Annotated in this window: 15 protein-coding genes and 1 pseudogene; 2 read left to right on the top strand and 14 right to left on the bottom strand. The window is 38.5% G+C overall.

The window, feature by feature from the left end; translation table 11 throughout:
* Window positions 1-8: 8 nt before the first annotated feature.
* The 5 genes and pseudogenes from C7972_RS24235 to C7972_RS19530 all read right to left on the bottom strand — a co-directional run bounded on the left by C7972_RS24235 (window position 9) and on the right by C7972_RS19530 (window position 2,045).
* Window positions 9-206: a hypothetical protein gene (locus C7972_RS24235; RefSeq protein ID WP_258364902.1), complete on the bottom strand. Its 198-nt coding sequence runs from the start codon at window positions 204-206 to the stop codon at window positions 9-11.
* A 39-nt stretch (window positions 207-245) separates the two neighbouring features.
* A pseudogene (locus C7972_RS24230) lies at window positions 246-347 on the bottom strand (short-chain dehydrogenase); the annotation flags it as partial.
* A gap of 88 nt (window positions 348-435) precedes the next feature.
* The gene (locus C7972_RS24225) at window positions 436-762 is read right to left on the bottom strand and encodes an SDR family NAD(P)-dependent oxidoreductase (protein ID WP_258364901.1); all 327 of its coding nucleotides are present in this window, start codon (window positions 760-762) and stop codon (window positions 436-438) included.
* A 79-nt stretch (window positions 763-841) separates the two neighbouring features.
* Window positions 842-1,405, bottom strand: a complete 564-nt coding sequence (locus C7972_RS19535; protein ID WP_110357855.1) for a carboxymuconolactone decarboxylase family protein — start codon at window positions 1,403-1,405, stop codon at window positions 842-844.
* A 76-nt stretch (window positions 1,406-1,481) separates the two neighbouring features.
* Entirely contained in the window at window positions 1,482-2,045 is a 564-nt protein-coding gene (locus C7972_RS19530; protein WP_110357854.1) for a TetR/AcrR family transcriptional regulator, read from the bottom strand.
* Window positions 2,046-2,549: 504 nt separating this feature from the next.
* Here C7972_RS19530 and C7972_RS19525 point away from each other — a divergent pair.
* On the top strand, window positions 2,550-2,789 hold the full coding sequence (locus C7972_RS19525; protein WP_110357853.1) for a hypothetical protein: 240 nt from the start codon (window positions 2,550-2,552) through the stop codon (window positions 2,787-2,789).
* A 284-nt stretch (window positions 2,790-3,073) separates the two neighbouring features.
* Here the strand turns inward: C7972_RS19525 and C7972_RS19520 are convergent, their stop codons facing one another.
* The 8 genes from C7972_RS19520 to C7972_RS19485 all read right to left on the bottom strand — a co-directional run bounded on the left by C7972_RS19520 (window position 3,074) and on the right by C7972_RS19485 (window position 12,969).
* Window positions 3,074-4,282 carry a sensor histidine kinase gene (locus tag C7972_RS19520; protein WP_110357852.1) on the bottom strand — a complete coding sequence of 403 codons (1,209 nt, stop codon included), beginning with the start codon at window positions 4,280-4,282 and terminating at the stop codon, window positions 3,074-3,076.
* A 307-nt stretch (window positions 4,283-4,589) separates the two neighbouring features.
* Window positions 4,590-7,949 carry a preprotein translocase subunit SecA gene (secA, locus tag C7972_RS19515; protein WP_110357851.1) on the bottom strand — a complete coding sequence of 1,120 codons (3,360 nt, stop codon included), beginning with the start codon at window positions 7,947-7,949 and terminating at the stop codon, window positions 4,590-4,592.
* 172 nt (window positions 7,950-8,121) lie between these two features.
* Window positions 8,122-8,346, bottom strand: coding sequence for a DUF2795 domain-containing protein (locus C7972_RS19505; protein ID WP_013994285.1), 225 nt, complete (start codon window positions 8,344-8,346; stop codon window positions 8,122-8,124).
* Window positions 8,347-8,482: 136 nt separating this feature from the next.
* Window positions 8,483-9,058 (bottom strand): cob(I)yrinic acid a,c-diamide adenosyltransferase, encoded by a 576-nt coding sequence (locus tag C7972_RS19500; protein ID WP_110357849.1) that lies wholly within the window; start codon window positions 9,056-9,058, stop codon window positions 8,483-8,485.
* A gap of 105 nt (window positions 9,059-9,163) precedes the next feature.
* A complete protein-coding gene (locus tag C7972_RS23920) occupies window positions 9,164-9,319 on the bottom strand; it encodes a hypothetical protein (RefSeq protein WP_181422940.1) in 156 nt (51 codons plus the stop codon).
* 46 nt (window positions 9,320-9,365) lie between these two features.
* Entirely contained in the window at window positions 9,366-9,872 is a 507-nt protein-coding gene (locus C7972_RS23695; RefSeq protein WP_146216354.1) for a hypothetical protein, read from the bottom strand.
* Between the two features lie 23 nt (window positions 9,873-9,895).
* On the bottom strand, window positions 9,896-11,776 hold the full coding sequence (locus tag C7972_RS19490; RefSeq protein ID WP_110357847.1) for an ABC-F family ATP-binding cassette domain-containing protein: 1,881 nt from the start codon (window positions 11,774-11,776) through the stop codon (window positions 9,896-9,898).
* A gap of 8 nt (window positions 11,777-11,784) precedes the next feature.
* Window positions 11,785-12,969, bottom strand: coding sequence for a DUF4105 domain-containing protein (locus C7972_RS19485; RefSeq protein WP_258364900.1), 1,185 nt, complete (start codon window positions 12,967-12,969; stop codon window positions 11,785-11,787).
* A gap of 198 nt (window positions 12,970-13,167) precedes the next feature.
* On the opposite strand from C7972_RS19485, the gene C7972_RS19480 reads away from it, so the two are divergent.
* The gene (locus C7972_RS19480; RefSeq protein WP_110357846.1) at window positions 13,168-13,929 is read left to right on the top strand and encodes a phosphatidylcholine/phosphatidylserine synthase; all 762 of its coding nucleotides are present in this window, start codon (window positions 13,168-13,170) and stop codon (window positions 13,927-13,929) included.
* 189 nt (window positions 13,930-14,118) lie between these two features.
* Here the strand turns inward: C7972_RS19480 and tatC are convergent, their stop codons facing one another.
* Window positions 14,119-14,949, bottom strand: a complete 831-nt coding sequence (tatC, locus tag C7972_RS19475; RefSeq protein WP_110357845.1) for a twin-arginine translocase subunit TatC — start codon at window positions 14,947-14,949, stop codon at window positions 14,119-14,121.
* Window positions 14,950-15,336 lie beyond the last annotated feature (387 nt).

Genomic DNA, 15,336 nt, shown 5'->3' with positions numbered 1-15,336 from the left:
ATGAATTTTTAATAATTATTCCTAATAGGTAATTCAGAGAAATCTGCCATTACAATATTATCGGAAAAACTTTGATATGCCCCTTCAAATTGTTTGGCCATTTCGTCCGGAAACAAATGGATATCCCCAACATTAAGGGCATTTACAATACCTTCGGAAACCACAGAAGTGGCAGCTCCATCTTCAAAACCTGCTGCAACTCCCATATCAGTTGCAATAGGACCGGAGCGAACACTAAGGACATGTACACCTTTAGCACCGAGCTGAGTTCTTAGACCCTGGGTAAGGGAATAGGAGGCCGCTTTCGAGGCAGAATAGGTAGAAAGTTGTGGGAAGTTTTGATAGATGCAATGGAGTTTAGTTGGACCAGGGCACCTTTATTTTTTTCCAATGTTTTGGCAAAAGTATTGGCAATACGGACTAATCCAAAAGCATTTACTTCCAGGTTATAGGCAAAATCCTTTTCCTCATCATTGCCAAGGGTGGGGTAGGGGCTCCTACTCCTGCATTGTTTACGACAATATCCACATCTTTAGTTTGTTCTGCCAATTGTTGAATGGAAGTTGCGTTGGCAACGTCCGCTTTTATGGTTAACACCTTATTTCCATATTTCTCTTCCAAATATTTGGTAGATTCTGTATTACGGACGGCCAAATATACTTTTTTAGCACAGTGATTTATAAAAGATTCCACAATAGCTTTGCCAATTGCTCTATTTGCTCCTGTTACCAGTGCGACTTTGTTTGCAATTGAAATGCTCATAATTTTATTTTTTTAATATGCATTAATGATAGATCTTCCGAATAAGAGGAAGGTTTAAGCTAATTATCTAATCAAGGAATTAGACTCCTACCTTGTCTTTGTTCCAGGTAAATTTTTGAAATGGAGCGTCAACCGGAGTGTTGGCAATATGGTTGGAATAGTTGCTTATTACTTTTTGTGATAGACCGAGGATGATTTCCAAAACTTGTCTTTCCGTGTAGCCCGTAGCATAGAATCTGTTCAATTCTTCTTCTGAAATATTACCGCGATTCCGAACAATAGATAGAGTAGTCTCGTGTAATACCTGAAGTCTTTCTGTGGGCATTACGGTCCTGTTTCTCAAGGCTTCAGTTAAAGCCGGATCTACTTTCATCATATGGGCTATGCCTGTATGTGCCGGAATACAATAATGACATTCGTGCTCCACATTAATAGTTTGCCATACTACGGTTAATTCTTCGTTGTTAAAGGAAGAGTCCACAAATAATTGATGCAATGTCTGATATGCCTCTAGGATGCCGGGAGCACTGGCCAAAACCCCATGTAAACCAGGTATCATGCCAAAGGCTTTAACCGATTTTTGCAAAAAGGGCTTGCTTTCTTCCGGTGCGGATTCAATGTCGTGTACTTTTAATGTTGTCATAATTCAAATTTTAATTATTGTTTATTTAATTCTGGATTTATTTCTAAGCAAATGCTTAGAAATGTGATAAAAAAAGTCAAAGGTTGTTGAATGCTGTTTCTATAAAATCTTCCAATTGCTCCCGTCTTAATATTTTGGAGGCCAACGAAAGTCCCAACATGGATGCCGCCAAGTAATTAGCTTGTTTATCGATACTTTCTTGGGCTTTATTTTTGTCTTGTTTTAAATTATTTGCAAATAGGGTTTTAATTTCATTAAAAAAACTCTTTAATTCTGTCATAATAATCGGATCCCCATGTTCTCCTAATTCATTTACGGTATTGGTCACCAAACATCCCTTTTTGCCATTATCATCTTTGGAGAATTCCAAAAAGTCGTAAAAATATTGTTTAATACCTATAACCCCGTTGTTCGATTTTTCTAGAATTTCCGTGATACGGTGTATCTTTTTTTTGTAGGACTTAATACATTCCAAAAAAACCCCGTTTTTACTTCCGAAACTTGAGTAAATGGAAAATTGGTTTATACCCATTTCTTTTTCCAACATACGAACTGAGGTATTCCCATACCCATTTCGCCAAAACAAGCCCATGGCTTTTTCTATTACCTCCTCTTCGTTATATTGTTTGCTACGTGCCATTTTTTAAATACTGGACAAAACTAAGCAGTTGCTTTGAAATAAAAAAATATTTAACATGTTTTGTGACTTTCCCTACGGTTGTAGCTGTACTTCCCAAAAGGAGTTTTCGGCTGCCTGGATCATTGGTATAGTTACTTCTACATGATCGCCATTTTAGGGATACCCGTAGTTATTTGGAAGGAAGTTGCACATATTGGATAGGAGCCACATCTGCGATTTCTAATTTTCATTATCGCTGGCATCACTGTTCCAGAGTATACACATAAGTGCATTATGCAATTAATGTTAAGTCATGAAATGATATAAGATCAATAATTTCAACTAGGTAACATCGGGCAATTACTTCTTTTTCCGCTAAAGTGGATTTAGACTTCCTGACGTTTATCGACAATATTTTGCACATTAACAGCCCTTTTTCCACTGAACGAATAACAGTGCTTTTCAACGAATCGGAACCTATAAAAATACACTTGCCAAAGTTATATATATAACAAAAAGCAAGTCATGAAAACCATATTTACCCTATCTCTAGCTTTATTTGTCGGAATGGCTGCAAAATCACAAAACGCTGCGGCCGAAGTAAAGGTTGATAGTGTTGCCATGAGTGTCATTGCTACTACTTTGGAACCAGAGGTTGTTTTAAAAAATGAGAACGCGGTTGCACGCTTGTATATGTTCAGAAATTCGAAGATTACCAAAGCATTGTCTTTTTCAACTAAATTAAACAAAGCCAAATTGGCCTAATACGATACGCTAACCCACTGCCCCTAAACGGTCAGTCCCTAAATAGACCATTATGATATTATTTGCTCTTTTAATTATGGTATTTCTTGGACTTAGTCATATCATTATTTTCCCTAAAACGAAGGGGGTTCTTAGACCCTTGAAAGTGTCGGCAAAACAGGAAAGGAAATAAGCCGTTGTTTATAATTCAATTTTATGGCCATTGGGATTTTCCCTGGCCATTTTTTTTTGAAAAGTAAAAATAAGAAGGACTATATCAATAAGTGTAACATCTACTTGTGGGGCTAGGTCTTAAACGGATGTTGAATATCGGAAAATTTAACAATGTAGTTCGTGCCTTTTTTGGAAGAATCCCTGTTCAATGATCCTTTTAATTGCCTGGACAGGTTATGGATAAGTTTTAGCCCCAGGGATTTGGTGTTCCTATGGCTAATGTCTTCGGGAAAGCCTTCGCCATCGTCACCAATATAAAGTATATAATCTTTAGCATTTGTTTTTACAAGTTCTATATGTATTTCCCCTTGATCATTATCCTTAATACCGTATTTAAGGGCATTGGTAATTACTTCGTTGATCAATAATCCCAATGGGATAGCCGTGTCTATCCCGAGTTTAATATCCGGGATTTTGATGTTGAGGGTTATATTGTTTTCAGTTCCTTTAAAGGAGCGTATTAGATAATCACTTAATTCCGCTACATAGGATTTGTATTCAATTTTGGACAGATCGTGGCGCATATATAACATCTCATGCACCATGGCCATGGAAATTACCCGGTTTTGACTGCTTTTTATTAAAGTTTTCATTTTAGGCTCTTCAATGCTTCTGGATTGAAGACTAAGTAAGCTGGATACGGTTTGCAGGTTATTCTTTACTCTATGGTGAATCTCTTTTAAAAGCGTGTCCTTTTCCTTAATACGGGCCTCATTTTCGTTTCTGATCCTATGTAATTCGTTGTGGGCCTTAAGAAGGTTTTTTCCTATGACCCCGCCTAAGAGGTATACCGAGAAAAGAATACTAAAAAGCGCAAACATATTCTTACTTTCAATAGGGACCACGTTTTCAGTAAAATTAAATTCTGCTATACTTTGTGAATAAATCAGGATAATAATAAGCAGGTTTAAATTTAGGTAAACCCTACCATAAACCTTTGTGCTGATATAGCCGGCAAATACCACCAAGGCCAAAACAAAAATAAATGGACTGTTGATACCGCCACTGAATATGGTAATAATAACAGAGGAGCACAAGGCCATTATTGAGGTAATATTATAAGTTAATCCCAGTAGTTTGTGCCTGTGGAACAATAGGGTGTTGGCCAAATTTAAAGTGCCAAAGACAATAAAGGTGGCCGGAATTATTTCAGTGATCTTAAGGAGAAATATGCAGATAATACCAAAAATAATGGAGAGGACAGAGGAAATATAGTTGACCCTTAAAGTTAAACGGACTTTGTCCTTCAGTCGGTACTTATCCTGAGTGGGTATTTGCATTAAAAAATGGTTAATGGTTGTATTCTGAGGGTAAAGATAATCGTTTGAATTAAAGCGCGATGAATTTTAGGGTTAAAACAATACTTTTATAAAAATCCTTTTTCATGGCAGGTTGGATTTTAAATCTATTGATTTTCGGCCCAAATTTGCTCCATTCCAAGTCGTTTTTAATTTCATTTAGCCTTCAGAAAGAACCTTAGTGTTGTTATAAATATATTAAAATTTGGACAATAAAAAAGCGACGCCTGTTAAGGGTGTCGCTTTTTTTGGATGTACTATTTTAATTATGAGGTCATTGGCTGTTGTGCTAATCTTCTACAATTACCCATTCGCCTTTGTCCAAAAGCGGTTCTGCTTGTTTGTATTTTACCGTTTTGCTTTCACCGGACATTACATTCTTAATGGTGACCCTTTCGTTTCTCCCTATTTTAGCCTTTTCGCGCACAATGGTTTCGGTTACCTGTGGCCGTCCACCCTGATTTTGGCCTACAGCCCTGCTTTGGGCCGACATTTCATCGCTGTTGGGGATTTCCTCCTTGGAGGTCTTTAAGTTTTCCTTTGGCCTGCGAATATTTCTGGCCTCCTGGATTTCCGGACTCTGTGTTGGAAGCTCTCCTTTAAACAGGAAGGAGACGATTTCTTTGTTCACCTTTTCTATCATTCCCTTGAAAAGTTCAAAGGCCTCAAATTTGTAGATCAACAAAGGGTCCTTTTGTTCATGTACGGCCAATTGGACAGATTGTTTTAACTCATCCATTTTACGCAGATGTGTTTTCCAGGAATCGTCAATGATGGCCAGGGAAATGTTCTTTTCAAAATCCGTAATCAACTGGGTGCCATTGCTTTCATAGGCATCCTGTAGATTGGTAACCACGTTCAGGGATTTTATGCCATCTGTAAAAGGCACCACAATTCTTTCAAACTTATTGGCATTGTCTTCATATACCTTTTTTATAACCGGGAAGGCTGTGGCAGCATTGCGCTCCATTTTATTCTTATAGTGGGTATATGCAGTTTTATAAATAACATTCGCCATTTCCTGTACACCCATTTTTGAGAAGTCATTTTCGCTAATAGGGGAGGTGATGGAGAAATATTTTATAAGTTCAAATTCAAAGTTTTTATAGTCGTTGGCCGCCTTGTTGGTATCCGCAATTACCTCACAGGTATCGTAGATCATATTGGCGATATCTACTTTAAGTCGCTCCCCTTGTAAGGCATGTCGTCTTCTTTTGTAGACTACTTCCCTTTGGGCGTTCATAACATCATCATACTCCAACAATCGCTTACGCACACCGAAATTATTTTCCTCCACTTTCTTTTGAGCACGCTCAATAGATTTTGTCATCATGGAATGTTGGATAACCTCACCTTCTTCCAAGCCCATTTTATCCATCATTTTGGCCACCCTGTCCGATCCGAACAACCGCATAAGGTTGTCTTCCAAGGAAACATAGAATTGAGAGCTTCCAGGATCTCCCTGTCGCCCTGAACGACCTCTAAGCTGCCTGTCCACCCTTCTTGAATCATGGCGTTCCGTACCAACAATTGCCAAACCTCCGGCCTTCTTTACTTCTTCACTTAATTTAATATCGGTACCACGACCTGCCATGTTGGTAGCTATGGTTACCACGCCTGCATTTCCTGCTTCGGCTACAATATCCGCTTCCTTTTTATGCAATTTTGCATTCAGTACATTGTGGGGTACTTTCCTGATAGTTAACATACGGGAAAGAAGTTCCGAAATCTCGACAGAGGTGGTACCAATAAGTACTGGTCTACCGGATTGTGAAATTTTGGTTACCTCCTCAATAATGGCGTTGTATTTTTCGCGCTTGGTCTTGTAGATCAAGTCTTGTCTGTCATCTCTTGCAATAGGCCTGTTGGTAGGGATTTCCATAACATCCAACTTGTAGATTTCCCAAAATTCCCCTGCTTCGGTAACGGCTGTACCGGTCATCCCGGCCAATTTGCTATACATCCTAAAGTAGTTCTGTAAGGTTACGGTAGCAAAGGTTTGGGTCATTGCCTCGATCTTTACATTCTCTTTTGCTTCTATGGCTTGGTGCAATCCGTCCGAATAACGTCGGCCATCCATAATACGGCCTGTTTGTTCATCTACGATCATTACCTTGTTCTCCATAACCACATATTCCACATCCTTTTCAAAAAGGGTATATGCCTTCAACAATTGGTTCATGGTATGGATACGTTCACTTTTAACGGCGAAGTCCTTGAACAACTCTTCCTTTAATTCGGCTTCCTTGTTTATTTCAAGATCCTGACTTTCAATTTTTGCTATTTCGCTACCAATATCGGGCATTACAAAAAAGTCCTTTTCGCCATCCCCTGATAGATATTCGACCCCTTTTTCCGTGAGTTCAATTTGATTATTCTTTTCATCGATAACAAACCAAAGTTCTTCATCTACCTTCGGCATTTCCCGGTTGTTATCCTGCATATAAAAATTCTCGGTCTTTTGCAGTAATTGTTTTACCCCTTCTTCACTTAAGAATTTAATCAAGGCTTTGTTCTTTGGAAGGCCTCTATGTACACGTAACAATAGAAAACCGCCCTCTTTGGTATTCCCTTCGGCAATCAATTTTTTGGCCTCGGACAAAACTCCGGTCAAATAGGCGCGTTGCTTGCCAACAATATCACCTACTTTGGGCTTCAGTTCATTAAATTCATGACGATCGCCCTCCGGTACCGGGCCAGAAATGATCAAGGGGGTACGGGCATCATCTACAAGAACGGAATCCACCTCATCCACTATGGCATAATTATGGGGCCTTTGTACCAGGTCGTTGGGAGTATGGGCCATATTATCCCTAAGATAATCAAAGCCAAACTCATTATTGGTGCCATAGGTAATATCCGCATTATAGGCAGCCCTGCGTCCGTCCGAATTGGGTTGGTGTTTGTCTATACAATCTACAGAAAGCCCGTGGAATTCAAATATGGGCGCCATCCATGCACTATCCCTTTTGGCCAGATAATCGTTTACGGTAACCAAATGGGCTCCGTTTCCGGTTAGTGCGTTTAGATAGAGGGGTAGGGTTGCGACCAAGGTCTTACCTTCCCCTGTCTGCATTTCGGCAATTTTTCCTTGATGTAGGGCAATTCCCCCAATTAATTGCACATCATAATGTATCATGTCCCAAGTAACCTGCTTACCGGCGGCATCCCAAGAGTTTTTCCAGATGGCACTGTCGCCGTTCAAACTAACGTAATCTTTTGTGCCTGAAAGCAATCGGTCATATTCGGAAGCTTTAACCGTAATGGTTTCATTATTGGCAAAGCGTTTTGCCGTTTCTTTAACAACAGCAAAGGCCTCGGGCAATATTTCTGTCAAGGTTTTTTCGGAAATGGTATACATTTCCTCCTTTAGTTTGTCTATTTCCGCATAAATATCTTCGTTCTTGTCTATATCTGCAGACTCCTTTACTTCCTTTAGCAACTTGTCTATCTGCTCTTTGATCTCTTTGCAGTCTTCTTTTAATTTATTCTTAAAAAAAGTGGTTTTTTCCCGAAGTTCATCGTGGCTCAATTTTTCCAAGGCCGCTTCGAATGATTTTATTTGATCGACCAAAGGTTGTAGGTCCTTGACATCTTTCTTTGATTTATCCCCTACAAATACCTTTAATACTGAATTTAAAAAACTCATAATGATTTCTGTTATTAATGAAAGACTTGGTAAAAGCCTTTTCCATTGTACCTGCACGAAATATTTGGTTGGCACGTGCAATGCCATCTTTTGGATATAAGATTTCCAACATCAAAATTACGTAAAAAAAAAGCCTCATATGAGACTTTTTTGTTGTAATTCCGTTAATATTTTAATACTCGTCCTCGTTCCAAAGATAATCTTCTTCCGTAGGATAGTCTGGCCAAATCTCTTCGATTGATTCATAAATTTCCCCTCCTTCTTCCTCCATGGACTGTAGGTTCTCTACAACCTCCAAAGGTGCACCGGTTCTAATTGAGTAATCTATCAATTCGTCTTTTGTTGCGGGCCAGGGTGCATCACTTAGGTATGATGCCAATTCTAATGTCCAATACATCGTAATTATTTATTTTTAATATTTTGCAAAAGTAATTTTTAAACTGAAACAGCCAAGTTTTTTTACATAAAATTTATCTATTAAAGTTTCAGTTATATCGCTTTAATAATTTGATAACGAAGAATTAACGAATTTATTAGTCACCTTTCTCTGGAATCCACTTTATTTCCTCAGCATGCACATCATACGACAATTTCCGTGCCAATACAAATAGAAAATCGGAAAGTCTGTTAATATAGGATAATAAAATGTCGTCAACTGGCTCAAAATCGTTCAATTGGGAAACCAAACGCTCCGCTCTACGGCAAATGGTCCTTGCAATATGACAATATGACACTGTTGTATGTCCGCCGGGCAATATAAAATGGGTCATAGGTGGCAAGTGCTCTTCCATTTGGTCTATTTCTTTCTCCAGAAGGTCTATATCCCCATTGTTAATTTTAGGAATATTCAATCGGTCTTTACCGTTTTTTAATTTTTCTTTCTTGGGATCAATGGCCAAAAGGGCTCCTATGGTAAACAGTTTCTCCTGAATTTTTATCAATACCTCTTTGGAGGATGTCTCCATTGGCTGGTCCCTGATCAATCCGATCCAGGAATTGAGTTCGTCCAAGGTGCCATAACTTTCTATTCGGATATGGTGTTTGGGTACGCGCGTACCGCCAAACAGAGCTGTTGTGCCATCATCGCCTGTCTTGGTGTAGATTTTCATTCCGGTCAATGTATATTAGTTTAAGGAATATTTATTTTATGGATAATAGTAGAGGGTAGGGCTGGTCAACACTGGGTTCTGTTTGGAAACCGGTCTTCTATTGTTTTATCCTTGGTCTTTGGACTTACTTCTATCCTCCCGCTTATAATCTTCCATGAATTTTCTTGATTTTCGGTCTCTTGATTTTCTTTTGGTAAACCCTTGGGCAACAAAGAAAACTACTAATAGTACAGCAAATACTATGTAAATTACGTAGTCCATAAGTCCAAATTTTTAGAGTTTCTTTTGCTTCTTTAAAAATACGGGTTTAAATCCGAATCTTAAAATGCTCCTTAACCTGTTCCCTTCTAAAAAATACCAGGCCACAGTAAAAAAGGTCTATGGTAACCCTTACTTGGTCCAATTCCTTTATACTACTCCATAGTTTCCCCGTATCTTTTGTTTGGTATATATTGTTAATGAAAACAACGGTATCGTTGGTGATACTACTGTTCTGAACAATTGTTTTATTTACCATTGCCAAATCCAAACGATCAATATATATTAATTCTTCGGAGGTTTTGGTGAAAGTTACTTTTTTAAAATATTGCGATAATTCTTTTTCCAAGGCAATATTGGTAGGTGTCAAATGTATCGTGTGAAGATCAAAATACGAGATTGTCTTAAACAGAACATTATGGGATTTTGAAGGTCTATACCGAGGGTCGGCGTAAAGACATTTTGTTATATACCGGTAAACAAAAGGGGAGTGTATCCCGTGCTGGTTCTTGGATGTAAGCCTGAACTTTATAAATGCGAATAGCTTAAATAACATATTATACTTTGAAAGGACAGGATTTATTCGTCCATGGACATGGAAAGTTCAAACCAGCGTTCCGTTTTTGTCTCTATGGCATCCGTAATTGTTTTGAGCTCAATGGACAGTTGGGAAATATCCTCACCTGAAAGGGTACTGTCCGTAAACTTATTTTGGATTTCCACCTTTTTGGATTCCAATTTTTGGATTTCCTTTTCCAATTGCTTGTATTCCTTTTGTTCCAAAAAGGACAGCTTTTTTCCTGTTTCTTCCTCTTTCCAAGTGTTCTTTGTACTTTTTAGTTCGTTGGCTTTTTCCTTGGATGCTTTGTTTTCCTGTATGTTGCTATCCTCGTAAGTTCTGAAATCGGAATAGTTGCCAGGGAAGTCCTCAATTTCTGCATTTCCCCTAAAAACAAAGAGATGGTCCACAATCTTATCCATAAAATAACGGTCATGGGACACCACTAGAAGACAACCGGGAAAATCGAGCAGAAAACTTTCCAATACGTTCAAGGTTACAATGTCCAGATCATTGGTTGGCTCGTCCAAGATTAGAAAGTTTGGGTTTTGTATCAGTACGGTACACAGGTACAGTCGCTTACGTTCCCCTCCGCTTAATTTTTCTACAAAGTCATATTGTTTTTTCCGGTCGAATAGAAAACGTTCCAATAGTTGCTGGGCAGAAATTTGTTTCCCCTTCATCAAGGGAATGTAATCCCCGAATTCGCGAATTACGTCGATAACTTTCTGACCTTCTTTTATGGTAATGCCCTTTTGGGTGTAATAGCCAAACTTAATGGTCTCTCCTATGATGACCTTGCCGCTGTCCGGTTGTACGGAGCCACTCAGTATATTTAAAAAGGTAGATTTTCCTGTGCCATTTTTTCCTATAATGCCAATGCGTTCCCCCTTTAGGAAATTATATTCAAATTTGTCCAGAATGGGCTTGTTCGGGAAGGATTTGGATATTTTATGGAGCTCCACAATTTTGCTCCCCATCCGTTCCATATTAATTTCCAATTGTACCTCGTGTTCCTTTCTACGTTGGCTTGCCTTTTCCTTGATAGTATGAAAATCGTCGATTCTGGATTTCGATTTTGTGGTCCGTGCTTTGGGCTGCCTACGCATCCAATCCAGTTCTTTCTTGAACAGTATTTTGGATTTGTGCTGTTCCACGGCTTCTTGTTCTATACGGGCTTCCTTTTTTTCCAAATAGTAGGAATAATTGCCCTTGTAGGAATACAATTGTCCATTGTCCAGTTCAATGATTTCATTGCAGACCCGTTCCAGAAAATATCGGTCGTGGGTAACCATAAACAGGGTCATGTTTTCTTTGGCAAAATACTGTTCCAGCCATTCGATCATTTCCAGATCCAAATGGTTGGTAGGTTCATCCAAAATAAGTAGGTCTGGCCTGTTTATCAAGGCATTGGCCAATGCCAATCGTTTCTTTTGACCCCCTGAAAGTAGTCCTACCTTTACATCTAGATCTTCTAATTTTAATTTGAACAGGATTTGCTTGTACTGCGTTTCAAAATCCCATGCGTCATAGCGTTCCATAGCTTCAAAGGCCTTTTGGTAAGCGTCCGCATCTTCTGGATCCAGAAGGGCATGTTCGTAGTTTTGAATAACTTTTAATACCTCGTTGTCCGATGCAAAGATGGTTTCCTCAACGGTCAATTTGGGATCTAGGTCCGGTTCTTGTTCCAAAAATGAAATTCGAATGCCCTTACGGCTATTTATCTGACCACTATCCGATGCATCCTTGCCCGAAAGTATATTTAAAATGGAAGTCTTACCACTTCCATTTTTGGCAATTAATGCAATCTTCTGGTCCTTGTTGATGCCAAAGGAAATATTTGAAAAAAGTGACAGCTCGCCAAATGATTTGGATATGTTTTCAACGGTAAGTAGGTTCATCTAAGGTGTTATTTTAAACTAATGTGTTGTTGGAAATACTTCCATAAAAAAAGATATCTCACGCCAAGCATAATCCAAAGGGGTATTGCCAAGGGGGAGAACACCTGAACTTTGAAAATTGTCAATACCAAGGTCAAGCCCAATAGTCCCAACAGAATTAGTAAGTACTTGGGTAGCCAACCAGGAGCGTTGTTCTTTTTAACAAGGGTAAAGCCTACAATTAAATTTAACGGAAATACCCATAGGATATTAAAGTTGTTGGCCGTAGCCGTATGATCGGTAAAAAACCAAAGAAAAATCAGCAGGGCACCGGCCAGTCCTGTTACAAAAAACAGTATGGAGTCTATGACCCTGGATCTTACGTTATTCTTAAAGTCGATATAGGTAATGGTCAAAACAAACAATAACATTGCCAATATCCAAAATAGGGGGGAGGCTAAAAAATACTCCTTTCCCTTCTTTTTTACGGTAGTTAAAATTGATCTTTCCCTATTTACTAGATGGTGTTCGGACAATGTGGTATTGCCCAATTGTTCCATTACATAAATGGGTAAAAACATATGTTCCTTAATTGTAGCAGTTCTGTCTATTACTGCTCCCAACGCCAAATCTATACCAAAACTGGACCATGAATTGGTGGTTAGGTTTTGGTGTATAAGCTGCCTAAAGGTGTAATTTTTTTCCAAATGGCCTTCTTTAAAATTGAGGTTTTTACCCAGGGACTCCTGTAAAACATCCCCTATTTTAGTGGCGCAATTGTTAAAAAAGAAATCGTATTTATAATCCCTATTTTCCGGGCGATAATTATTTTCCAGATATTGGAACAATTTATTCTTTTCTGTGGGGGTAAGTTGCAAGAGCTGTTCTTTTACCCATCTATTTTCCATTTCGTAGGCGTACAAAAAATTGGGCATATTTTGCTTGCTTAGGGAATAGTACAATTTACCCATCGCAAACTCCACATAGAACATGGGCGGATCAAAATTAAAAGTCCCGTAATTATAAACCCAATCTATACCTTGGGTTGGATCCTGTATTCTGAAAGCGCTGTGACCGAAGGTGGTATATAGGTCACTGCCAGAACCACAGGTTAAAACGCTAATTTGGGATTCGGGGGATAATTCCCTTACCTGTGCCGCACAGTGGAACATCAGGCCCAAAAAAAATGCAGTAAAAAGAATCCTTTTGCTCATATACAATTGGGAGCCACTATTTTTTAAAATTACCAACGCAAATATCGAATAAATTATAGGATTTATGTGCCATAGACCAAGCTATTATAAAAAACAGGATATATTTTAACAGCATTTTTTAATAAATGGTATTTTTACATGACGATACCTAAGTTGCGATGTGCAAATGTTGGAGTTAAACCAAGTAAAATAAGACCTATGAAGCGCCATATACCCAATTTTATTACCTTGTTGAATGTTTTTTGCGGTTGTATCGCCACTGTGTTTGCGGTTTTGAACAAGTTGGAGGTGGCCGCTTTTTTTGTCTTTTTAGGTATATTTTTTGATTTTTTTGATGGATTGGCAGCAAGGGCCTTGAATGTGAAAAGTGAGCTGGGGCTGCAATTGGATTCCCTGGCCGATGTAATAACAAGTGGCCTGGTACCGGGTATAGTAATGTTTCAACTATTGAGTATGTCTTATAGCGGAGGGTGGAACATTGTTCTTCAGGCCAATACACCGGATACCATACAGTGGGCTGTATTCAACATTCCGTTGATTCCCTTTTTTGGGTTCTTGATTACCTTGGCCTCTGCTTATCGCTTGGCAAAATTTAATCTGGATGAAAATCAGGTTTCCTCCTTTGTAGGGCTCCCAACACCTGCCAATGCATTGTTGATACTTTCCTTTCCCTTAATATTACTATATCACAACAATGATTTTTTAAATACCATAATTTTAAATCAATGGTTCTTGATCGGGACTACGCTATTGAGTTCGTATCTACTGAACGCCCCTATTGGTTTGTTTGCGTTGAAGTTTAAAAATTGGAGTTTCCGGGATAACGCCCTTCGCTATATTTTTATAGTGGTGAGTTTTGTGCTGATCCTCACCATTAAATTTATGGCCATTCCTGCCATAATTGCTATCTACATTATTAGTTCGTTAGTTAACCAAATGGGAACAAAATCCATTGGTTAGCCCATTTTTTAATTGATTATGGGGCTATGGACAAAAAGTTCTGTAAAAGTGGGGACTTAAAATACAAGAATTAGGATTAGGGCCACAAGTGTTGTTCCCGACCCCAAATTACTGGCACTATAATTTTATTGTTGTCGTTTAAGGACTATATGTCCCTATGGAGGATAGTCCTTACATTCCTATGTTTGATCAGACATTTTTCCTTTGTTTTTTCGCATCTCTTTTCAATACCACCTTGGAGATATAGATACTTACTTGATAAAGGATTAAAATAGGGATTGCTACAATAATCTGGCTTACTACATCTGGAGGGGTTATAACTGCAGAAATAGTTAGAACCAATACCAGTGCAATCTTCCTGTATTTAATCAATATTTCGGGAGTTACCAATCCCAATTTGGTTAAAAAATATATGACGATTGGCAATTCAAAAATTAAACCACATGAAATTACTGAAATCCTTACGGTGGAGATGTACGATAGAAGATCTATTTCCCTTACCACAGACTCACTGATAGAATAGCCTCCTAAAAAGTTTATGGATAATGGGGCCACCACATAATATCCGAACAACACCCCCATAAAGAATAGGGAGGAGGCTATAAAGATAAATCCACGGGCATTCTCACGCTCATTGTTATGCAGGCCAGGGGCGATAAATTTCCAAAGTTCATAGAGTACATAAGGGAAGCCAATGATAAAACCGGCCCAAATGGAAGTCCAGATGTGTGCGGAGAATTGTTCGGACATTTGCCTGCTCTGTACCGTAAATTCGGGTTGTGTATTACAAAAGGATTCACTAAAACCTAGCATCTTGGAAAAGTCACAAAACACGTGATAGGTAGGGAAATTGGGCATCATTGGGCCAAAAATGACCGTATCAAAAATAAAACTTTTCATTAAAAAGGCTATCCCTCCAATAATAACTACGGCAAAAGTTGATCGTATTAAATGCCATCTCAATTCTTCCAAATGGTCCAGGAAGGACATTTCATTTGGGTTTTTAGTCGCTTTTGCCATTACAGTATGCCTGCTTTAATTAATTTGCATAAATGTACTATTTCCTTGTAGTTCTCCATATCAACAAGCCATATTTGTTATGTGCTATTGGACTGCATTTTTCATAAAGCCTTTAGGCAAGGGCATCCGAAGCTATTGTTTTAGGGGTATTGAGCTCGCCCAATGATGCCAACAGTTATTAATGTAATTATTTTTAAACCTTCAGCGGGGTGTACCATTTTTTCAAAAACTTCTTTGATTACGGATTTAGCGTTACAATTGGTGCGGATCTTTGACATTTGACTATCACGGGCTATAACATTTATACTTATTTGTAATTCATTACCTGGAGCAGCTTCTGGGGGATATTTTGCGAAGTCTTTTAAAGCCCTTGAGTTTCAATAGAAA

The organism is Arenibacter sp. ARW7G5Y1, assembly GCF_003201775.1.
In the GTDB taxonomy this organism is placed as follows: Bacteria; Bacteroidota; Bacteroidia; order Flavobacteriales; family Flavobacteriaceae; genus Arenibacter.
The sequence above is the reverse complement of the archived record's forward strand: the minus strand, read 5'-3'. Positions and strand labels throughout refer to the sequence as shown.